This window comes from Bradyrhizobium sp. RT6a, assembly GCF_040547675.1.
GTDB lineage: Bacteria > Pseudomonadota > Alphaproteobacteria > Rhizobiales > Xanthobacteraceae > Bradyrhizobium.
On record NZ_JBEPQC010000002.1, the window covers coordinates 232,028 to 253,834 of the forward strand.

General features: G+C 62.2%; 19 protein-coding genes. 11 read left to right on the plus strand and 8 right to left on the minus strand.

Annotated elements, in window-relative coordinates:
• Positions 1-21 precede the first annotated feature (21 nt).
• From ABIC03_RS10890 to ABIC03_RS10905, 4 genes are all read right to left on the minus strand, one after another.
• Positions 22-1,095, minus strand: a complete 1,074-nt coding sequence (locus ABIC03_RS10890; RefSeq protein WP_354057946.1) for a branched-chain amino acid ABC transporter permease — start codon at positions 1,093-1,095, stop codon at positions 22-24.
• A 3-nt stretch (positions 1,096-1,098) separates the two neighbouring features.
• A complete protein-coding gene (locus ABIC03_RS10895; RefSeq protein ID WP_007612526.1) occupies positions 1,099-1,992 on the minus strand; it encodes a branched-chain amino acid ABC transporter permease in 894 nt (297 codons plus the stop codon).
• A gap of 79 nt (positions 1,993-2,071) precedes the next feature.
• The gene (locus ABIC03_RS10900) at positions 2,072-4,003 is read right to left on the minus strand and encodes a long-chain fatty acid--CoA ligase (protein WP_354057949.1); all 1,932 of its coding nucleotides are present in this window, start codon (positions 4,001-4,003) and stop codon (positions 2,072-2,074) included.
• The gene (locus ABIC03_RS10905; RefSeq protein WP_354057951.1) at positions 4,000-4,821 is read right to left on the minus strand and encodes an ABC transporter ATP-binding protein; all 822 of its coding nucleotides are present in this window, start codon (positions 4,819-4,821) and stop codon (positions 4,000-4,002) included. Before ABIC03_RS10905 ends, ABIC03_RS10900 begins: the two co-directional genes overlap by 4 nt.
• 333 nt (positions 4,822-5,154) lie before the next feature.
• Between ABIC03_RS10905 and ABIC03_RS10910 the strand changes: the two genes are divergently transcribed.
• From ABIC03_RS10910 to ABIC03_RS10920, 3 genes are all read left to right on the plus strand, one after another.
• On the plus strand, positions 5,155-5,832 hold the full coding sequence (locus ABIC03_RS10910; protein ID WP_354057953.1) for a Crp/Fnr family transcriptional regulator: 678 nt from the start codon (positions 5,155-5,157) through the stop codon (positions 5,830-5,832).
• A gap of 624 nt (positions 5,833-6,456) precedes the next feature.
• Complete coding sequence (locus ABIC03_RS10915; protein WP_354057955.1) at positions 6,457-7,779, plus strand: AbeC-like domain-containing protein; 1,323 nt, start codon at positions 6,457-6,459, stop codon at positions 7,777-7,779.
• Positions 7,776-8,162: a hypothetical protein gene (locus ABIC03_RS10920; RefSeq protein WP_354057957.1), complete on the plus strand. Its 387-nt coding sequence runs from the start codon at positions 7,776-7,778 to the stop codon at positions 8,160-8,162. Before ABIC03_RS10915 ends, ABIC03_RS10920 begins: the two co-directional genes overlap by 4 nt.
• Positions 8,163-8,374: 212 nt before the next feature.
• Here ABIC03_RS10920 and ABIC03_RS10925 read toward each other — a convergent pair whose 3' ends face one another.
• Both ABIC03_RS10925 and ABIC03_RS10930 read right to left on the minus strand, forming a co-directional pair.
• Positions 8,375-9,637 carry an MFS transporter gene (locus ABIC03_RS10925; RefSeq protein WP_354057959.1) on the minus strand — a complete coding sequence of 421 codons (1,263 nt, stop codon included), beginning with the start codon at positions 9,635-9,637 and terminating at the stop codon, positions 8,375-8,377.
• A 129-nt stretch (positions 9,638-9,766) separates the two neighbouring features.
• Positions 9,767-10,606: a uroporphyrinogen-III synthase gene (locus ABIC03_RS10930; RefSeq protein ID WP_354057961.1), complete on the minus strand. Its 840-nt coding sequence runs from the start codon at positions 10,604-10,606 to the stop codon at positions 9,767-9,769.
• A gap of 141 nt (positions 10,607-10,747) precedes the next feature.
• Between ABIC03_RS10930 and purU the strand changes: the two genes are divergently transcribed.
• Positions 10,748-11,611: a formyltetrahydrofolate deformylase gene (purU, locus tag ABIC03_RS10935; protein ID WP_275170195.1), complete on the plus strand. Its 864-nt coding sequence runs from the start codon at positions 10,748-10,750 to the stop codon at positions 11,609-11,611.
• A gap of 38 nt (positions 11,612-11,649) precedes the next feature.
• On the opposite strand, the gene ABIC03_RS10940 is transcribed toward purU, so the two are convergent.
• Positions 11,650-11,934 (minus strand): hypothetical protein, encoded by a 285-nt coding sequence (locus tag ABIC03_RS10940; RefSeq protein WP_354057963.1) that lies wholly within the window; start codon positions 11,932-11,934, stop codon positions 11,650-11,652.
• A gap of 527 nt (positions 11,935-12,461) precedes the next feature.
• Here ABIC03_RS10940 and ABIC03_RS10945 point away from each other — a divergent pair.
• From ABIC03_RS10945 to ABIC03_RS10970, 6 genes are all read left to right on the plus strand, one after another.
• Complete coding sequence (locus ABIC03_RS10945; protein ID WP_354057965.1) at positions 12,462-13,652, plus strand: ABC transporter substrate-binding protein; 1,191 nt, start codon at positions 12,462-12,464, stop codon at positions 13,650-13,652.
• A 153-nt stretch (positions 13,653-13,805) separates the two neighbouring features.
• The gene (locus tag ABIC03_RS10950; RefSeq protein ID WP_007612509.1) at positions 13,806-14,675 is read left to right on the plus strand and encodes a branched-chain amino acid ABC transporter permease; all 870 of its coding nucleotides are present in this window, start codon (positions 13,806-13,808) and stop codon (positions 14,673-14,675) included.
• An 8-nt stretch (positions 14,676-14,683) separates the two neighbouring features.
• Positions 14,684-15,712, plus strand: a complete 1,029-nt coding sequence (locus ABIC03_RS10955; RefSeq protein ID WP_354057967.1) for a branched-chain amino acid ABC transporter permease — start codon at positions 14,684-14,686, stop codon at positions 15,710-15,712.
• Positions 15,709-16,464 carry an ABC transporter ATP-binding protein gene (locus ABIC03_RS10960; RefSeq protein WP_354057969.1) on the plus strand — a complete coding sequence of 252 codons (756 nt, stop codon included), beginning with the start codon at positions 15,709-15,711 and terminating at the stop codon, positions 16,462-16,464. Before ABIC03_RS10955 ends, ABIC03_RS10960 begins: the two co-directional genes overlap by 4 nt.
• Positions 16,457-17,173, plus strand: coding sequence for an ABC transporter ATP-binding protein (locus ABIC03_RS10965; protein WP_354057971.1), 717 nt, complete (start codon positions 16,457-16,459; stop codon positions 17,171-17,173). The genes ABIC03_RS10960 and ABIC03_RS10965 overlap by 8 nt, the downstream gene beginning before the upstream one ends.
• Positions 17,174-17,192: 19 nt before the next feature.
• Positions 17,193-18,311 (plus strand): cobalamin-independent methionine synthase II family protein, encoded by a 1,119-nt coding sequence (locus tag ABIC03_RS10970; RefSeq protein ID WP_354057973.1) that lies wholly within the window; start codon positions 17,193-17,195, stop codon positions 18,309-18,311.
• 223 nt (positions 18,312-18,534) lie between these two features.
• Here ABIC03_RS10970 and ABIC03_RS10975 read toward each other — a convergent pair whose 3' ends face one another.
• Entirely contained in the window at positions 18,535-20,253 is a 1,719-nt protein-coding gene (locus tag ABIC03_RS10975; protein WP_354057975.1) for a caspase family protein, read from the minus strand.
• Between the two features lie 172 nt (positions 20,254-20,425).
• Here ABIC03_RS10975 and ABIC03_RS10980 point away from each other — a divergent pair, with 172 nt between their 5' ends.
• Positions 20,426-21,781, plus strand: coding sequence for a hypothetical protein (locus ABIC03_RS10980; RefSeq protein WP_275170196.1), 1,356 nt, complete (start codon positions 20,426-20,428; stop codon positions 21,779-21,781).
• Positions 21,782-21,807 lie beyond the last annotated feature (26 nt).

Sequence of the window (21,807 nt, forward strand, 5' to 3'; positions counted from 1 at the left end):
TAGTTAGAGAGTTGCCCGCGCTCAATGGGAGAACGGGTAGAGTTTCCAATACGCCTTGATCTGTCGCCAGCGATGGGCGAGCCCGTCGGGCTCGAACATCAGGAACGCGATGATGATCACCCCGATCGCGATCTCGCGCAGGAAGGTTATGTTGTTGTTCAGCGACAGCGCCTTATCGATCGCGCCGCCCTTCAACGTCACGCTGAGGAACTCCATCGTCTCGGGCAGCAGCACCACGAACGCAGTGCCCATCAGCGTGCCCATGATCGAACCGGTGCCGCCGATGATGATCATGGCGAGGAACAGGATCGAACGTTCGATGCCGAAACCCTCTTGCGACACCACGAGCTGGTAGTGCGCATAGAGCGCGCCGGCGATGCCGGCGAAGAAGGCGGCGAGCCCAAATGACAGCGTGCGGTACTTGGTGAGATTGATGCCCATGATCTCCGCGGAGAGATAATGGTCGCGGATCGCCACCAGCGCGCGGCCGTCGCGGGTGCGCATCAGATTGGTGACGAGGACGTAGCTTGCAACTACGTAGGCGAGTACGACGTAGAAATATTGCCTGTCGCCGCGCAGCGTGTAGCCGAAGATCGAGAACGGATTGGCGCTGGCCGGCACCGAGCCGCCGGTGAACCACTCCGCGCGGGAGAAGAAGTCGAGCAGGATATATTGCGCGGCGAGCGTGGCGATCACGAGGTAGAGCCCTTTCAGCCGCGCCGCCGGGATGCCGAAGATCAGTCCGACCAGCGCAGTGACGACGCCCGCGAGGGGGATCGCGAAGAAGACCGGGATCGATGTGCTGTTGGAGATGTAGGCAGACGTGAACGCGCCGAGCAGGAAGAACGCGGCATGGCCGATCGAAATCTGGCCGGTGAAGCCAACCAGGATGTTCAGCCCGAGGGCCGCGATGGAAAAGATGCCGATCTGAATCAGGATGCTGAGCCAGTACCCGCCAAGGAATTGCGGCACGAGGCAGAGCAGTACTACGCCGGCGATCGCAAAATTGCGGCTGGTCGTGGTCGGAAAGATCGTGGTGTCGGCCGCGTAAGAGGTGCGGAAATCACCAGCAGGGATGAGCGCGGGGCCGGCCATGTATCAGATCCGTTCGATGTCGTGGGTGCCGAACAGGCCGTAGGGCTTGATCATCAGCACGATGATGAGGACGTAGAACGGCGCGATCTCGTAGAGATTGCCCCAGTGCAGGTATTCGCTGTCGACATACTGCGCGATGTTTTCGAGCAGGCCGATGATGATGCCGCCGAGCACGGCGCCCCCGACGGAATCGAGCCCGCCGAGGATCGCCGCCGGAAACACCTTAATGCCGTAAGCGGCGAGGCCCGAGGATACGCCGTTCACGACGGCAACAACGACGCCTGCCACCGCCGACACCGTTGCGGAGATCGCCCAAGCCATCGCGAACACGCTCTTCACGGAAATGCCGAGCGATTGCGCGACCTGCTGGTTGAACGCGGTGGCGCGCATCGCAAGCCCGTACTTTGAGGCGCGGAAGAACCAGGCCATGCCGATCATCATCGCGATCGAGACGACGAGGCTCATGACATAGACGGTTTGGATTTGGAGCCCGAACAAGCTGACGGACTGGCTCTCGAACACACGTGGGAACGGCTGCGGATTGACACCGAACATCCATTTCAGCGTCGCCTGCAGCACGGTGGACAGGCCGATCGTCACCATGATGACGGAGATGATGGGCTCACCGATCATCGGTCGCAGGATCAGGACCTGCACCGCGATGCCGAACACGAACATGAACACCAGCGTCATCGGCATGCCGATCCAGAACGGCACCTGGTATTTCGCGAGCAAGGTCCAGCACACCCAGGCGCCGACCAGCAAGAGTTCGCCCTGCGCGAAATTGACGACCTGCGTGGCCTTGTAGATCAGCACGAACGACATCGCGACCACGCCATAGAGCGTGCCGACCACCAGGCCGTTGACCAGGAGCTGAATGAGGAAGGCGGTGTTCATGTTATGCTATCCTTGGCCTCTCCCCGCTTGCGGAGAGAGGGCGTATCGACTGGCAGCGTGCGCCCGTTTGAAAGCGTGCTCACTCCGCGGCCTCCGCGAGCTGGCCCGGTCCACCCAGATCCACGACCCTCAGCGTTGTTCGTACGCGCTGCGTGGTGCCGTCCTGGAACCGGATCACGGTGTCAACGGGGATGTCGGCCTGGCCGCGGTAGATCGCGTCGATGATGCCTTCGTATTTTTCGTTGATGACGCTGCGGCGCACTTTCCGCGTGCGGGTGAGCTCGCCGTCGTCGGCGTCGAGCTCCTTGTAGAGCAGCAGGAAGCGCGAGATGCGCTGTGCCGGCGGCAGAGTGGCGTTGACGGTCTCGACTTCCTTCTTGAGCAGCGCATAGACCTCGGGCCGCGAGGCGAGATCGCTGTAGGTCGTAAACGAGAGCCGGTTCTTCTCCGCCCATTTGGAGATGATGGAGTAGCGAATGCAGATCATCGCCGCGAGCGCGTCGCGGCCTGCGCCAAGCACCACGGCTTCCGCGATATAGGGCGAGAACTTCAGCTTGTTCTCGATGAACTGCGGCGAAAAGCGCTCGCCGCGCGAGGTCTCGGCGAGATCCTTGATGCGGTCGATGACCACGAGCTGGCGGTTCGCGTTGAAATAGCCAGCGTCGCCGGACAGCATCCAGCCGTCCCTTACGTCGTTGACGCTCGCCTCCGGGTTCTTGTAATAGCCGAGGAACATGTGGGGATGCCGCACCACGATCTCGCCGACACCGTGAACGTCGGCGTTGTCGATGCGGATTTCGATGCTGTCGGCCATCGGCACGCCGGTGGTGTCGGGATCGACCTTGCCCGCGGGATGCAGCGTGTAGGCCCCCAGCAGCTCGGTCTGGCCGTAGAGCGTGCGCAGCGGCACGCCCATCGCCTGGAAGAACTTGAATGTCTCGGGCCCGAGTGCCGCGCCGCCGGTTGCAGCTGAACGCAGGCGGGTGAAGCCGAGGCGGTCGCGCAACGCGCGGAACAGGATCGCGTCGGCAAAGCCGGAACGCTGGCCCTGTTCGAGCGCGGCAAGCCCGCTCTTCATGCCGATGTCGAACAGGCTTTGCTTGAAAGGCGTTGCGTCCATCACCCTGGCGCGGACGTCTGCGGCGATCGATTCCCACACGCGCGGCGCAAACAGGACAAACGTCGGCGCGATCTCGCGCAGATCGTTCATCATGGTCTCGGGCTCTTCGACGAAGTTGATCTTCATCCGGCACAAGAGGCCTTTGCCGAGTACATAGACCTGTTCCATGATCCAGGGCAGCGGCAGCACCGACACGTATTCGTCGTCCGGCCCCTTCGGGTCGAAAGCCAGATACGTCGCGCAATGGCCGAGCACGCGGCCGGCGGCGAGCATCGCGAGCTTTGGATGCGAGGTGGTGCCAGACGTCGTGCAGAGGATCGCGACGTCCTCGCCCTTGGTCGCGTCCACCAGCCGGTCGTAAAGCTCCGGTTCGCGCGTCGCCCGCGCCCGCCCGAGTTCGGCAAACGTCTCCGCCGACGTCAAACGCGGATCATCGTATTTCCGCATGCCGCGCGGATCGGAATAGATGATGTGCTTCAGCTTTGGGACGCGGTCGGCGAGGGTGAGCAGCTTGTCGACCTGCTCCTCGTCCTCGGCGAAAACGAGCTGCGCCTCGCCATAATTGAGGAGATACGAAGCTTCTTCGTCAAGCACGTCGCGATAGAGCCCGAGGCTCAATCCGCCGATCGCGTGGGTTGCGATTTCCGCCGCGACCCAGTCCGGCCGGTTGTCGCCGATGATGCCTATGACGTCTTGGCGCCCAAGGCCCAGTTCGACGAGGCCGAGCGCGAAATCGCGCACCCGCCTCTGGTAGGCGTTCCAGGTGAACGGGCGCCACAGCCCAAGATCCTTCTCGCGCAGCGCAATCTCGTTGCCGTACTCCTTCGCATTGAGCCGGAGCATCTTCGGATAGGTGTCGGCCTGCGCGACGCGGCCTGCGTAATCCATCATGCCGCGCTCTCCTGCGCTGGCGGCGCATCGTCAGGGTCGACCAGCACCTCGTCCTCTTCGCCGAGGTAGGCGCGCCTGACGTGGGGATCAGCGAGCACGGCGGCCGGATCGCCCTCGGCGATCTTGCGGCCGAAATCCAGCACCATGACGCGATGGGAGATGTCCATCACCACACCCATGTCGTGCTCGATCATCACCACGGTCATGCCGAACTCCTCGTTGAGATCGACGATGTAGCGGGCCATGTCCTCCTTCTCCTCGAAGTTCATTCCGGCCATCGGCTCATCGAGGAGAATGAGGCGCGGCTCCAGTGCCATGGCGCGCGCGAGCTCGACCCGCTTGCGCAGGCCATAGGAGAGGGTGCCGGCTTGCGCCTTTCGCACCGACTGGAGATCGAGGAAATCGATGATCTCCTCGACCTTGCGGCGGTGCTCGAGCTCTTCCTTGCGCGCGCCGGTGAACCAGTACAGCGAGCCCGTGAGAAAATTGTTCTTCAGGAGGTGATGGCGGCCGACCATGATGTTGTCGAGCACGCTCATGTGGTGGAACAGCGCCAGGTTCTGGAAGGTGCGGCCGATGCCGAGCGAAGCGCGCGCGTTGGGCGTCAGGCCGGTGATGTCGCGGCCTTGGTAGAAGAGCTGGCCTTCGGTCGGCTTGTAGCGGCCGGAAATACAGTTCACGATCGAGGTCTTGCCGGCGCCGTTGGGGCCGATGATCGAGAACAGCTCGCCTTCCCTGATGGCGAAGCCGACATCAGTCAGCGCACGAACGCCGCCGAATCGCAAGGACACGCCGCGCACTTCAAGACTGGTAGCCACCAAACAGATCCCTCCCGGTGATGGCGCTTTCAGTGGCGCTCTTCGTCCGTTCTATCGGGCGATCCTAGTACGGCCGTGCCGGTGAGACCATGCAGCAGATGGTCTCGACCGGAGCCGCGCCGCTCTCGTTCCCGTTTGGGATCAAAAGCCGCATCGCCCGAGGTGGTCCTCAATAGGGGAAAGCGCTATTTTGAAATGTCTCCCGGCTGACAATTCTGCGACAAAGTTTTTGGATGGGAGCATCCTCCATCTTTCGTCGGATGGTGGTCGGAACGATCATGCTGCATTGCAGCAAAATAAGGAGTGGCGCACGGTGCGGCTGGCTTCGGGATCATGATTTCAGAAGATCAACTGAAGCGCGTTGCTGCCTGGTCGCGCGAGCTCACGCAAGCGGAGATCGAGGTCGCTCGCGCCGGGATAACGGAGCGGTCCTACGGCACCGGCGAGACCGTCTTCATGCGCGGCGACACGTTCGACTATTGGGCCGGCATGGTCTTCGGCCTTGCCCGGATGGGCGGGGTCTCGCGCGACGGCAAGGAGACGAGTCTTGCCGGTCTGACGGCAGGCGCCTGGTTCGGCGAAGGCAGCGTGCTCAAGAACGAGCCGCGCCGCTATGATGTGGTCGCGCTGCGCAACAGCCGTGTCGCACTGATGGAACGTAGCGCCTTCATGTGGCTGTTCGAGAACAGCGTCGGCTTCAACCGCTTCCTGGTGCGCCAGCTCAACGAGCGGCTCGGCCAGTTCATCGGCATGCTCGAAGTCAACCGCACGCTGGATGCCACCGCGCGGCTTGCCCGCAGCATCGCCTCGCTGTTCAATCCGATCCTCTATCCGGAATCCACCGCGCATCTGGAGATCACCCAGGAGGAGATCGGCGCGCTTTCCGGCATGTCCCGCCAGAATGCCAACCGCGCGCTGAACCGGCTGGAGAAAGAGGGCTTGCTCCGGCTGGAATATGGCGGCGTCACCATCCTCGATATCGAGCGATTGCGCGGTTACGGGGACGAGTGAGACCTCTGCTTCGCAATGAGAGCAATGTCTGTGAAAAAGCATTGGTGTCTTGCGGGCGGGCGCCTCGCATAGGTCATCCGCCCTGACGGACGTCAATGCGAGCCGACGTTGATTTTGTCGTCTCCCAAGAGTGTCACTTGACTGGGAAGCAACTTTTGATAGCATCCTGGAGTGGCCCTTGAACTTGAGCGAGAGGCCCAATTGGAATTGACAAAAATCATTTCAGTCGTTTCGGCGGGTGCTTGAATGCAGCCGCGGACACCAAGTTGCTACACGACCGCGCAATGATCTCGATGACCGCATAACCTTCTGCCGTGCCGTGCGAGCGCGTTCTGGCCCGCTTCCTGGGGCCAGCGGCGGTCTCACGCGAACTCAGCCCACGGTTCAAGGTCGCGCAGTGATGTCGGTCTGTGATTGACGATCGTCGGCGGCATACATGCTTGTTCGGCCTCAGTGGCGTCACTTTCGACGGAGAGTGGTCATATGCTCGATCAATTATCGAAGCCCCAGTTAGATAATTCCAATAAATCCATTCGAACGTTGCACTGGCCGAGCTGTTTCGAAGTCATGAGATTGGCCTTGGCCGGAGTGCACACGAGAGGAGCCGCGTTCCGGAGGAAGCTCTTGCTCAAGGCCATGAATCCAATCGCCGCACCTCCGCTGGAGATCGGTCTCGATCCCCGTCCAATGGTCTATTTGGCCTCGCAACTGGAATCTCAGGAGACGGCTCATCGCATAATTTGCGCGATCCTTCTTGTCTTGACCGTGTTCGCATTCATTCTAGGCATGCCCGAGGCCACATTCGTGCTTCTCTTTCTCGTGGCAGCGGTTGCCGTCGGCAAACGCCATGTCGACCGTCAAGCGAAGCTGCGCGACTTCGCGAGGAACAAGTTCAACCTGGACAAGGCGACGCAACTGCTCAACGCGCCGCATGACAGCAAGCTGGATGTCGGCATTGGTCCGAGCGACCAGCGCGTGCTGGTCTTCAAGGATTTCGATCCGTTTAAATTCGCCGGGGTACCAGTTGGTAAATGGTCCTTCACGGTTGATGTCGAAAGGCCGGCACAAACTGCGTCAGGCACAGCGCAAGTTCATCCGGTATCTTGCGGAGAAATTGAAGCCGCCATCAAACGGGAGCTTCCAGGGAGTGGCTTCGGCGACTTGCTCGTAAGGGAGATCATCGCGATTCGCGGTGAGGATGCCTTCATCCTTCCGATGGTCTCGCACGAGGCCAATATCAACCAACCGAACGTAAGCTTGAACGAGGTCGCGGTAGCCGACCTCGCAGAGAGGCACCCTAATCTTGTTCGATGCTACATCATGTTCCATGACATTCGCTGGGACGGCGGATTGATACTCACTCATGTCGTCAGAACCGTGCTCCAGGGCAAGATTTTTTACATCGAGACGAGCAGATTTGCGCTTACTCCGCCCACCAAGGAATTCAAAGGCACAGATACCACCAATTTCAACAAGAAGCCGGCAACAAGAATCCGCGAGTTTTTTGGGTTGGCAATGGTCAGCCCGTTTGTGGTCATCGCCGAAACATACAACCTTCTGAGATTTGCCACGCTGAGCCGTTCGATCAAGCAGCTCAAAAAGGAATATCTGGAAAGCCTGGAAACAAACCCAATGTTCAACTACGGGGCCGCCGACAGCACGAGACGCGAGATGATGGACGAGAAATTCGACCATTATTCTCAGAAGGCGGATCTGGATTTCTCCGTGAAGGCGTTTGATCAGACCATTGTGGAGCTGATCTACAAGCACATGCAGGACCACGGCGTTGATGTTTCTGATCTCCGTAATAAGGTCATGACCATCTACAATTCGGGTATCATGGTCCAGGGTGGAGATGTGACGGCGCAGACGATGGCCGTTGGGCAAGGTGCCACGGCACAAACCAGTCAGACGAGTTCTCTTGGTGGCAGGTCGCATACATCATGAGCAGAAAATCAGACGCCTCGGGTAATCAAGGTATCATCGCGGATACGGTAAGCGCCCAAGTGATGGCCGTTGGCACGAATGCGACGGCAATTCAAAGCCTCTCTTCGGGAGAGCTTGCTCAATTTCGCGCGTCACTCCAAGAACTCAAAACCACTATCGAGGGGATCGGGCTTCCAGAGCAGGCGAAGGCATCGATTTCCGAGCACGTGAAGGGGTTGGAGGCGGAGGCCGCGAAAGCCAATCCGGATCGAGGTCGGGTGGAAGGTGCGCTCAGATCGCTGGCTTCCTCGGCCAAACTGCTGGGAGAGTTCGTATCAAATGCCGGAACAGTTCTCGCGCCTATCGCAAAGATTGCCGCGATATTTGGTTTTTCAATCCTTTAGCCGATCGAGAATGAAGAGTGATGTCTGTCGGGGCGATGCGGATGTAGCGTCATCCGACGGCTTACCTTGCTTCTTGGTAGGCGGCCGGTTGTTCTGCGCCATCAATCCGTTCGCCGCTGATGAAACAGGATGGGCTTCGCAAGGGCTCAACCCATCCTGCGCGTGCTCTCGAAGTTTCGGGCACAGCTGCGGTGCCACGAGCGACGCACAACCTAGCGTGCATTGGCCGGCGCGTGCACCGGCCAGAGGTCGGCGCGCCAGCGGATCGCGATTGCCAGCATCGCGATGAACCCCGATACGGCATAGAGCGACCCCGTCGCGGAATAGCCGATGATGTCGATCAGGCTGCCGGCCGCGAGCAATCCGAGTGGCAGGCCGTAGATTACCATCATGCGCACGCCCATGACGCGGCCGCGAAGGTGTGCGCTGGCCGTCCGCATCAGGATCACGGCAGCTGATATCATCGACATGCTCTGGGCGATGCCGGCGAGCACGAGGCAGGCCATCGCCACCGGCATGGTCCTGATCTCGACGAATACCAGCAGCATGGCGTACCAGGCCAGCGTCGCGCCGATCAGGAGCCGGGCAATGCGCAATCCGCTGACGAGGCTGAGCGTGACGGAGCCGATCAGCGAGCCGACGGCGAAGCTCGCGGAGAGATAACCGAGGCCGGTCTGGTCGGTATGAAAGATCTCCCGCGCGATGTAGGGCAGCAATCCGCCGGTGAAAGGAAATGCGGTCAGGTTGGCCAGGAAGGCGACGCACAGCGCCGCGCGCATTCCCGGGCCATTCCAGGCGTAGACGATCCCTTCCTTCAAATCGCCCAGCAATCTTGAAACGGCGCGACTGTCCGCCGGAAGATGAGTTGTGGCAATGGTCCTTTCCGGCCTGGTCAGGCAGAGCATGAGCAGCGCGGCCGCGAGATAGAGGCAGACGATCACCACGTAAACGAGGCCAATGCCGAGGACGGCAAACAGCCCGGCGCCCGTCAACGCGCCGGCGATGCGCGCGCTGTCCTGGGTCGTGCGCGCAACGCTGATGGCGCCCACCAGTTGCTCGGTCGGCATGATCTCGGCAAGCAGCGCGCCGCGAACGCCGAGGTCCGAGGGGCGAATCAGGCCCATGATTGCGACGATGATCATGACGCTTAGCGGCGTCAGGTGACCGGTCAGCGCCAGAATCATGATGGTCGACGCGAGCACCATATAGGCAAGACGCATCGCGACCAGGAGATCGCGATGACCCATGCGGTCGCCGACCATGCCGAACACCGGCGCCACCAACGTCCCGACGAACTGGAGCGACGCAAGCATGGTGAGTAGCAGCACCGAGCCGGTCTCGACCATTATGTACCAGCCGAGCACCAGCGTCTCGATCTCGAATGCCCAGGAGGTGAGCAGATCGGACGGCCATTGAAAGCGATAGTTGCGGATGCGGAATGGCGCGAGCGCGGAAAGACGTATGGTCGTGCTCAAGACTCGACGACGGGTTTCACGGCGATTCCCTGCCCTTTGTTATTCGTTTTTCTGCTCGCAGGGTAACCCCGGCCATCCCGGTGTCAATTGGCGCTGCCGCATAGTGCCATGCTCGCCGACGACGCGCGATCAACGCGCAGGAGCTTGCTTCCGCTCCGCGAGCGCCGTCGCCATGGCCGAGATCAGGGGCCGCATGAAATAGGCTTCGTCGGCCGGCGAGACGTCCGTGCGCAAACCATGCGCGGTGAGCTCGCCCGAGACCGCCGGTCCTACCGACGCGATCAGCGTCCGCTCGAGACCTGCGCGCAGCTTCGCCTCGCTGCCGTGGGCTTTCGCGGCTTCGATCAGCCGGCGGACCTGCCCGAGATTGGTCAGCGCGATGGAATCGATCCGCCCTTCGGCCATGTCGTCGATGGCGGCGACGATGTTGGCATCCGCCGCCTTGGAATCGTAGGCATAGGGCAGCACGCTATCGACCTCGGCCCCTTGCGCCGACAGCGCATCGGTCAGCGCGCTGTGATCCTTGTCGGGATAGAGCTGGAGGCCGAGGCGATGCCCCTTCAGGTCGAGATTGCCCAACATCTCGATCACGCCCTCGGTGGTCGGCTTCTCCGTGGTCTGCTGCGCCTCGAGCCCGATTTCGCGCAGTGCCTTGCCGGGCTTCGGGCCACGGGTGAATTTCCGCGATCCGGCAAGCGCCGCCACGAGGGCCTGATCGAGCCCTCGCGCGACGGCGAGCTTCATGATCCGCCGCAGCCCTTCGCCGGTCATCAGCACGAGATCGTCGAAGGGCTTGTCGATGGCCCGGCGGATCCAGACCTCGACCGGGGCGGGGTCCGGTGCATCCTGGATGGTGAACATCGGGCATTGCACGACCTCGGCGCCTTGCTCGGCCAGCAGCTTCGAAAACTGCGCCTCCTCGCGCGTTTCGAGGATCAGGATGCGGGTGCCGTTCAAACGGTCGGCCATGAGCCTACTCCGGTCAGTCAAAGCAATGGTGCGTTCATCCTGACTCCACGGTCGGGATTGGCGCAAGGGTGGGGTCGGTGATAGAGCAGGGCGCGATCGCGGATCGTTCCGCAGCCGTTGCCCAAACCTTCATCAAGGCCCATGCCAGATCATCAATATGTCCTGACCCTGTCCTGTCCGGATCGTCCCGGCATCGTCTCGGCGGTGTCGACTTTCCTGGCCCATAACGGACAGAACATTCTCGACGCCCAGCAGTTCGACGACATCGAGACCAACAAGTTCTTCATGCGGGTGGTGTTCACCGCCGCCGATCTCGCCGTGGAGCTGTCGGCGCTCCAGACCGGCTTTGCCGCGATCGCCGAGCGTTTCGGCATGGAATGGCAGATGCGAGATCGCGCCGCGCTTCGCAAGGTGATGCTGCTGGTATCGAAGTCCGACCACTGCCTGGTCGACATCCTCTATCGCTGGCGCACCGGCGAGCTGCCGATGACTTTGGCCGCAATCGTCTCCAATCATCCGCGCGAGGTCTATGACGGGCTCGATTTCGGCGGGGTTCCATTCCACTATCTGCCTGTTACGAAAGAGACCAAGCGCGATCAGGAGGCGCAGATCCTCGACCTCGTCGCCAAGACCGGGACGGATCTCGTCGTGCTCGCCCGCTATATGCAGATATTGTCGGACGATCTCTCGGCAAATCTGTCGGGACGCTGCATCAACATCCACCACTCATTCTTGCCGGGTTTCAAGGGCGCAAAACCCTATCACCAGGCCCATGAGCGTGGCGTCAAGCTGATCGGCGCCACCGCGCATTACGTCACGCGCGACCTCGACGAGGGCCCGATCATCGACCAGGACGTCGAGCGCATCAGCCACCGCGATACCCCCGAGGATCTCGTCCGAAAGGGCCGCGATATCGAGCGCCGCGTGCTGGCGCGCGCGATCCGCTACCATCTCAACGACCGCGTCATCCTCAATGGCCGCAAGACCGTGGTGTTCGTGGATTGATTTGCCTTACCTCGCCGCAAGCGGCGAGAGGGCACGATTTAACGCACCGCGGTGCCGGAGGCCGAGCCCGTTGCGCCCTTCTGCGCCTGCTCTTCCTTTTCGCGATCCGCTGCCGGCATCAGCCGCTTGCGCTCGCGCTCCTTCATGTAGGCATCGTATTGCGGCGTGCCCGCCCGCGGCGGGGCGTCTGCCGGCAAGCCGCCGGCCCATTGCGGGACGTAGTCGCCCATGCCGGACGAGAGCTTTTCGTTGACGGTGCCGCAGCCGGACAGGCCCGCGGAGAGCGCGAGGAGGATCAGGAGGGAACGGAAGAATCTGGGCATTGTACGGGGGCGCGCGCGATCAGTCGTGTTGGACGCCAAGTCAGGCTGGCACCGGGAGAGTAGCCTTCAACAGGTAAAATAGACTTATTCGAGGTAGGTAACTTGCTACCGGAATATGTCGACCCCAAGCCTTGGCCGATGTTCAAATTCTGCAAACAAAAGACGAAATCCTCCATCCCCTCGGCTGGCTGCGTTTCTAGACTGCGGCAAGAGCTCGCGACAAAGTGGCTTGATTGGAGATGAAGCTTTTTCGTTGACAGGTCCATTTTGTTTGTACAATCGTACAAATTAAGGTGATCGTAGTCACGATGCCGAGGTTACCCGGACGTGACCCGATATCGCTTCTGCCGTCGACAATCGGAACGCTCGGCTTGCGCCGAATGGTCGCCAAACGTCCGATTGACAATAAGGGCGCGAAAGACGCCATGTGGCGCGCGACATCACGCGTGCGTGAGCTAAACTTAAGGCAAGGACCGGGCACTCGGTCCGGCGCACAAGAGATCAGGAATGAAGGGGAGGGACATCTGATGTTCGAACGCAAACAACTGTGTCGTACGACTATTTGGGCCGCTGCAGCTACCGCCATCGCGGGCCTTGCGGCCATCGCTCCGGCCAGGGCTGAGGACAGCGTCAAGGTCGGCCTGATCCTGCCGATGACCGGCGGCCAGGCCTCGACCGGCAAGCAGATCGAGAACGCGATCAAGCTCTACATGCAGCAGAAGGGCGACACCGTCGCCGGCAAGAAAATCGAGATCATCCTCAAGGACGATGCTGCGATTCCGGACAAAACCAAGACCGCCGCGCAGGAGCTGATTGTCAACGACAAGGTCCATTTCATCGCCGGCTTCGGCGTGACGCCGGCCGCGCTCGCGGCGGCGCCGCTGGCCACGCAAGCCAAGATCCCGGAAGTCGTGATGGCGGCCGGCACCTCCATCATCACCGAGCGCTCGCCCTATATTGTCCGCACCAGCTTCACCCTGGCGCAATCCTCCACCATCATCGCCGACTGGGCGGTGAAAAACGGCATCAAGAAGGTGGCGACGCTGACCTCGGACTACGCGCCGGGCAATGACGCGCTCAACTTCTTCAAGCAGAACTTCACCGCCGGTGGCGGCGAGGTGGTCGAAGAGGTGAAGACGCCGCTTGCCAATCCGGATTTCGCACCGTTCCTCCAGCGTATGAAGGATGCCAAGCCTGACGCGATCTTCGTGTTCGTGCCGGCCGGCCAGGGCGGCAACTTCATGAAGCAGTATGCCGAGCGCGGGCTCGACAAGGCCGGCATTAAGGTGATCGGACCGGGCGACGTGACCGACGACGATCTCCTCAACAACATGGGCGACGCCGTGCTGGGCACGGTCACCGCGCACCTCTATTCGGCGGCGCATTCCTCGCAGATGAACAAGGATTTCGTCGCGGCCTACAAGAAGGCGTACGGAAACCGGCCGGGCTTCATGGCAGTGAGCGGCTATGATGGCATTCACCTGATCTACGAGGCGTTGAAGAAGACCAATGGCGACACCGACGGCACCAAGCTGGTCGAAGCCATGAAGGGCCAGAAGTGGGAGAGCCCGCGCGGGCCGATCTCGATCGACCCCGAGACCCGCGACATCGTGCAGAACATCTACATCCGGAAGGTCGAGAAGGTCGACGGCGAGCTCTATAACGTCGAGTTTGCGACCTTCGAGGCCGTCAAGGATCTCGGCAAGACTAAGAAGTAACGCGCGAAAGCGCGTCATCCCCGAGCGCGCATCGGGGATCTCGCCCGCCACTCTCGTCATGACCGGGCTTGACCCGGGCAACCACGAGAGCCGAACCAAGAACGTGGATGGCCGGGACAAGCCCGGCCATGACGATAACTCCAAGCTGAGACGATGACCTCAATCCTCACCAACCTGTTCGATGGCGTTGCCTACGGCATGCTGCTGTTCGTGCTGGCTTGCGGGCTCGCGGTCACGCTCGGCTTGATGAACTTCGTCAACCTCGCCCATGGCGCCTTCGCCATGGCCGGCGGCTATGTCTGCATGGTGCTGGTCAACCGGATGGGCTGGCCATTCTTCGCTGCATTACCGCTTGCCTTCGTCTCCTCTGCTGCGATCGGCATCGTGCTCGAGCGCACGCTGTACCGACACCTCTATGCGCGCAGCCATCTCGATCAGGTGCTGTTCACGATCGGCCTCACGTTCATGTCGGTCGCGGCCGTCGACTACATCCAGGGCTCCTCGCGGGTCTTCATCAACTTGCCGGCAGCGCTCCAGGGCCAGTTCGACGTGTTCGGAGTCGGCATCGGCCGCTACCGCCTGATGATCATCGTGATCTGCGGGCTGCTCACCATTGGTCTCCAGATGGTGCTGGCCAAGACGCGGTTCGGCAGCCGTCTGCGCGCCGCGGTCGACGATCCCCGCGCCGCGAGTGGCCTCGGCATCAACGTGCCGCAGGTGTTCGCTTTCACATTTGCCTTTGGTTGCGGCCTGGCCGGTCTCGGCGGCGCGCTGAGTGCCGAAATCCTCGGCCTCGACCCGTACTTTCCGCTGAAATTCATGATCTACTTCCTGATCGTGGTCACCGTGGGCGGCTCGTCCTCGATCACCGGCCCGTTTCTGGCCTCGCTGCTGCTCGGCATCGGCGACGTCGCTGGCAAATATTACGTCCCGAAGATGGGGCCTTTCGTGATCTACACCATGATGATCGTGATCCTGATCTGGCGCCCGAACGGTCTGTTCGGCCGCACGGCCGCGCGTTGAGTTCGCCGATGAGCGCCTCCTCCGACGTCGGCTATCACGCCCAGCGCAAGGCCCGCTGGCATTATGGCGAGGCCGCTTTCTGGCTGATCGTGCTGGCCTGCGGCTTCGTATTTCCCACGCGTTATTTGATCATGACGGACATCCTGCGGCTCGCGCTGTTTGCGATGTCGCTCGATCTGATCCTCGGCTACGCTGGCATCGTCTCGCTCGGCCATGCCGCCTTCTTCGGCGTCGGCGCCTACGCGGCGGGGCTTCTTGCGCTGCACGGAATCATCAACGAACCCGTGCTTGCGCTTGTCGTCGCCGGGCTTGTCGCGATGGTGCTCGGCTTCGCCACCAGCTTCCTCGTGATCCGCGGCGTCGACCTGACGCGGCTGATGGTGACGCTCGGCATCGCGTTGTTGCTCGAGGCGCTGGCCGAACGCTTCTCCAACATCACCGGCGGCACCGACGGTCTGCAGGGTATCGAGATGCAGCCTATCTTCGGTGAGATTCCATTCGACATGTTCGGCAAGACCGGCTTCTTCTATTCGCTCGCCGTTCTGTTCCTATTATTCCTGTTCGCCCGCCGCGTCGTGCATTCCCCGTTCGGCCTGTCATTGCGGGCGATCAAGAACAATCCGCTGCGCGCGGCCGCGATCGGCATCCCCGTCAACCGTCGCCTGATTGCGATCTACACGCTCGCAGCGTTCTATGCCGGCATCGCAGGCGCGCTGTTCACCCAGACCACCGCGATCGCCTCGCTCGACGTGTTCTCCTTCGAGCGCTCGGCGGACCTGATGCTGGTGCTCGTGATCGGCGGCACCGGCTATCTCTACGGCGGGCTGATCGGCGCAGTGCTGTTTCGTATGCTGCAGGAATTGTTCTCGACCATCACCCCGCAATACTGGCAGTTCTGGATCGGCCTCGTGCTCGTCGTGATCGTCCTTGTCGGCCGGCAGCGACTGCATCGCTGGATGTTGTATGTGCCCAATCTAGTCATCAGGCAGATAGCCGGGCGCAAGGCCGTCGTCGCCGTGCCGGAGAGCGACGCATGACCATCGCGCTCGAAACCCAAAGTCTCGAAAAGCAGTTTGGCGGTCTGCGTGTCACTCGCGACTTGTCGCTAAAAATCGAGCAGGGCGCCCGACACGCGCTGATCGGCCCGAACGGCGCCGGCAAGACCACGGTGATCAACCAGCTCACCGGCGTGCTCAAGGCGAACTCGGGCCGCATCCTGCTCGAAGGCCAGGACATCACGGATCTGCCCGTGCACAAGCGCGTGTTGCGCGGCTTGTCGCGCACCTTCCAGATCAACCAGCTCTATCCCGACCTGACCCCGCTCGAGACCATCGGTCTCGCTGTCTCAGAGCGCCTCGGCCATGGCGGCGACTGGTGGCGGCGGATGGGTACGCACAGCGACGTCAACGGCGAGATCGCCGACCTCCTGACGCGCTTCCACCTGCTCGACGTCATGAACGAACAGACCGTGACGCTGCCTTACGGCAAGCAGCGCCTGCTCGAGATCGCGGTCGCGATCGCCGCCAAGCCGCGCGTGCTGCTGCTGGACGAGCCCGCCGCCGGCGTGCCCGAGAGCGAGCGCCACGACATTCTTGCCGTCGTAGGCAGCCTGCCGCGCGACGTCACCGTGCTGCTGATCGAGCACGACATGGACCTCGTGTTCTCCTTCGCCGACCGCATCTCTGTCCTGGTCTCAGGCGCGCTGCTCACCGAAGGCCCGCCCGAGCAGGTCGCGCGCGACCCGCAGGTCAAGGCGGTCTATCTCGGCGAGGAGGCGGTCAATGTCTGACCTGCTCGCGATCGACTCGCTTCGCGCCGGCTATGGCGAGGCAGTGGTGCTGCCTAACATGTCGCTGCGTCTTGCTGAAGGTCAGGTGCTGGCGCTGTTGGGGCGCAACGGCACCGGCAAGACCACGCTGATCAACTCCATCGTCGGCGTCACCCGTCGCTTCTCCGGCACTGTCGGGCTGGGTGGTACCGACGTCACGACCTTGCGGCCGGACCAGCGGGCGCGCGCAGGGATCGGCTGGGTGCCGCAGGAGCGCAACATCTTCCGCTCGCTCACGGTGGAGGAGAACATGTCCGCAGTGGCCCAGCCCGGCTCCTGGACCGTCGAGAGGGTTTACGAGATGTTCCCGCGGCTGAAGGAGCGGCGGAGCAATTTTGGCAACCAGCTCTCCGGCGGCGAGCAGCAGATGCTGGCGATCGGCCGCGCGCTGACCCTCAATCCGAAAGTGCTTCTCCTGGACGAGCCGACCGAGGGCCTCGCCCCCATCATCGTCGAGGAGCTCTTGAAAGCGATCGGGACCATCACGCGGGCGGGCGGCATCTGCTCGATCATCGTCGAGCAGAATGCCCAAAAGATTCTGGGGCTGGCCGACCGTGTTGTGATATTGGAGCGCGGAACGATCGTCCACGACGCTCCGAGCGCCGCGCTGAAGGCCGACCCGTCGGTCCTCGAGCGCCACCTCGGCGTCGCAGGGGCGGCGGCCCACTAAAAGTAACTGGGAGTAAGAAATGCAGCGAACCAAAGCCCCCTTCCGCGCCGACGAGGTCGGCAGCCTTCTGCGTCCCGCCAAGATCAAGGAAGCCCGCGCCAGGCTGGAGAAGGGCGAGATCTCGGCCGACGATCTGCGCAAGATCGAGGACATGGAGATCGAGAAGGTCGTGCATAAGCAGGCCTCGCTCGGCCTGAAGCTCGCGACCGACGGCGAATTCCGCCGCTCCTGGTGGCATTTCGACTTCCTGGCCAAGCTCACCGGCTGCGAAATGTTCCACCCCGACACGGGCATTCAGTTCGCGGGCGTCGAGACGCGGCATGACGCGGTGCGGGTGATCGGCAAGCTCGATTTCCCCGATGACCACTCGATGCTGGATCACTTCCGCTTCCTGAAGAAGGTCGCCGACCAGGCCCACGTCACCGCCAAGATGACGATCCCTTCGCCGGCGGTGCTGCACTTCCGCGGTGGCCGCAAGGCGATCTCCAAGGACGTCTATCCCGATCTCGACGCCTTCTACGAAGACCTCGGCAAGACCTACCGCAAGGCCGTGAAGGCGTTCTACGATGCCGGCTGCCGCTATCTCCAATTCGACGACACCGTGTGGGCCTATCTCTGCTCGCCGGACGAATTGCAGAAAGCGCGCGAGCGCGGTGACAATCCGGAAGGCCTCCAGCAGATCTATGCGCGCATCATCAACTATGCGCTGGCCGAGAAGCCCGCCGACATGGTGGTGACGACGCACGTCTGCCGCGGCAATTTCCGTTCGACCTGGATTTCGTCAGGCGGCTACGAGCCGGTTGCCGAGACCATGCTCGCCGGCACCAATTACGACGGCTATTTCCTCGAATACGACAGCGACCGCGCCGGTGGCTTCGAGCCGCTGCGCTTCCTGCCCAAGGGCAACAAGGTCGTCGTGGTCGGCGTCATCACCTCGAAGTTCGGTGAGCTCGAGAACAAGGACGCCATCAAGCGCCGTCTCGAGGAAGCCGCCAAGTTCGCCCCGCTGGAGCAGCTCGCACTCTCCCCGCAGTGCGGTTTTGCGTCGACGGAGGAAGGCAACGTCCTCTCCGAAGAGGAGCAGTGGGCCAAGCTCAGCCTCGCCGTGGAGATCGCGAAGGAAGTGTGGGGCAATTGAGCTCTACGCAGCCCGTCTCGTGAGTGACGGTTAACTGGTGCAACACCCTCGGTGTCGTCCCGGCGAAGGCCGGGACCCATACCCCCAGGGAGATGTTGTGACGCGAAGGCGGCAACTCCGAGTCTTCGCCAAACTACGTCCTGTGGTTATCGGTCCCGGCCTTCGCCGAGACGACACTGAGTATGAGCACGACGCTTCGCCTCACCGCAGCAGACACGCCCCCTCACTTCTCCGCCAGATAAACCTCGCCCAGTAGCGACGAGTTCGACCACGGCACCTGCTTGTTCTTCGTTGTCGACACCACCTCGGCCCGCACCCGCGTCAGCATCTGCTGCACTTCCAGGCCCGGCGTGCCGAGATGGCGGGAGAGCGCGGCGGAGAACGGCGAGTTGGCACCCTCGCCGTCGAGCGCGACCTGGCCCGGTGCAGTGGCGAAGGCGATCAGCGTGCCGGCCCCGAGCGTCGCGCCGGCTCCCAGGCTGGTCGGCGCCGCGAGGCCGGAGGCAGCTTCGATGGCGCGGTTGGTGCCGGCGGATGCGACCTGCTGTGCCATCGGATTATTGCGGCAGGCATCGAAAATCAAAATGTTGGTGCGGACCTGGTCGTCGAGGCCGGCCATGATCGTGTCCATGTCGATCATCGCCTCCGTCATCCTCGCGCCCGGCTTGAGTTCGACGTCGACGGGAATGAGATAGTTGCGGCCGTCGACCTGCACACCGTGGCCGGCATAGTAGACCACCACGACCTGTGCTCGCGCCGCCTCCCGCAAGAAGTCACGCGTCATCTTCTGCATCGCCGCACGGTCGAGATCGACGCCTTCTGACACGGTGAAGCCGATGTTGCGCAGGCTCTTCGCAACGGCGCGCGCGTCATTGGGGGGATTCGGCAGGGCCTTTACATGCGCATAGGCGCCATTGCCGATGATCAGCGCCATGCGCGTGCCGCGCGCAGCTGGAGCAGGCGAGGGGGGCGACGCGGCACCCGTCTGCTGGGGAGCCGGTGCCTGCGCGGGCTCCGTCGTCGGTGACGGCGCATCGCGCGGGATCGGCACGCTAGCGTCGGTGACCAGCGACAGCCGCACCTTTGCGGTGGCCTGATTGGCCTTGCTGCCGGCATCGGAAGCCGCGATCGCCAGCGACGCCTTGTAGTCGTCCCTCGCGTGCGCGTAGTCGCCTTTCACCTCATAGGCTAGCGCGCGATGGGTGTAGCCTGAGATCAGCACGCTGTTCGGCGGCGTCATGATATTGACTGGCGGCTTCTCTTTCGCGAGCCGGATCGCTTCGCTGCCGTCGGCAATCGCGCGATCGTAATCGCCTCTGACACGCCAGATCGCGGTCCGGTTGATCAGCGGCTGCGGCAGCGTCGGGTCGAGCCGGATCGCCTGGTTGATGTCGGCCAGCGCGCCGTCGAGATCGCCACGTGCCTCCTTCGCGATGCCGCGGTTCTGGTACGAGAATGCCGATTTGGGATCAGCTTTGATCGACATATCGTAATCGCTAATGGCCTTGGCGTAGTCGCCCTTGCCGCGCCAGGCATTGCCGCGATTGTGGAAGATGGTACCGCTCGGCGGGCCTAGCTTCAGCGCGTCGTCGAAATCGGCGATCGAAATCTCGTACTCGCCTCTGTCGTAGTAGGCCGATCCCCTGAGATTATAGGCCGCCTGGCTCGGCTGGAGCCGGATCGCTTCCGTGGCGTCGGTGATGACCTTTGGGTAATCGCCCTTCTTGTTCCAGCCTACCGCGCGCCAGAAGTAGACCGTCGCGAGCTGCTCGCCTTTGAACACCTTCAGCGCAATGATCTTGGTGCAAGCGTCAATCATCTGGTCGGCCGGCGTGGTGTCGGTGGTGCAGAGCGGCCCAAGCTGGTTGCGCGCCTGCGCAAAAGCGGATGCCGACCACAGGGTTGCGGCGAGCACGAAGAGCGCGACGAGCAGGCGACGCATTGGCGGTGGTCCCGTTGAGGAGAGGCGTCTGTTTGTTGCCCGGCAGCGCGTGGTGGTTCACGGCCTCGCTATTGTCCACACGGCAAACCAGGTGGATGTATCCCTATTCCCTCAGTGGGCAGATTTTGCTAGGAGGCATTACCCAACCCTTCTGCCCACTGCGTCCCACTTCATGAAGAATGACGAAATCCTGAGCCAAATCACCGAGTTCTGCCGTAAGGCGGACATGGCGGAGTCGACGTTCGGCCGGCGCGCGGTGAACGATGGGAAGCTCGTGCACCGCCTGCGCGAGGGCAAGCGCATCACGATCGACACCCTGGACCGGATCCAGGCCTACATGGCCGCATCAATGGCCGGCGGCGTGCCGCCCCCGCGCGGACTTCAGGTGCCCCCGGAAAAGCGCGATCCGCGCGGCAATTTCCGCTTTTTCGAGAATCGCCAGAAATACCTGCTTTTCGTCCACACTTGCAGCGAGAAGCGGGTGGTCGCCGAGCGCGTGGCGCTGGAGCTTGCCAGCATCCATCCCCGGCCGCCGGCGCTGCGCGTGTTCGATGCCGGCGTTGGCGACGGCACGGTGCTGGCGCGCGTGCTGCGCTCGATGCATCAGCGCTTTCCGCACATGCCGTTCTATGTCGCCGGCAAGGAGCTCAGTCTCGAGGACCTCCGCCTGACGCTGGACAAGGTGCCGGATCGCATTTTCGAGCATCCGGCCTCGGTGTTCGTTTTTACCAACATGCTCTACGCGGAGGCGCCCTGGCTCACGCCGGCATCGCCTGCGGCGGCAGCCGCGACCGTCTGGCACGAGGTTCCCTTGCGGGGTGCTTCCTCGGGCGAGTTCGAGACGCAAATTACGGAATTGAAGCCGTTCTTGGAGCAAAACTGGCGCGCGGCGGTCAGCCCGCGCACGGGGATGCCGCTCTATGAGCGGCCTGTCGTGCTGGTGCTCTACCGTGAAGACCAGCGGTTTCTGCTCGATTCGACCATTCCACGGCCGGGCCAGGCCGAAGCAAATTTCGACCTCGTTATTGCATCCCAGCCATACCGCGCGCTGTCTTCGGTTAATTTCAGGGCGAAACGGATCATTGCGCCCCTGGCGCGGGCCTTGCGGGCAGGCGGCCGCCTGATCGGAATTCACTCCCACGGCCAGGATCCGGGCATGGAGATGATCCAGGCGATCTGGCCTGGAGAAAATCCTTTCTCGGTGAGCCGTCATGAGCTATTGCGCGCGGTGAAGTACGAGCTCGGCTCGGTGGGCCGCGACTTAAATTTTAATGCTTATGCAGATAACCGCTCGATCTTCAGGTATGATATGGAAGCGCTGCCCAACGAGGTGACAGGCACTATCGGAACCTCGACGGCCTTTGCAGCCTGGAATGCGGCGGTGTATGTCGCTCAGATTGAGGACGACCGGTTGACGGAAATGACTCAAAACGGCCGCACTCTGGATGCCGCCAGGGACGTGCTGCGAAAGTACAATGGGCTCTGGTTTCTCGACGAATCCTACGTCATCTCGCGCCGGCGTGATTGACATCATTCAAAGCTAAATATCACAAC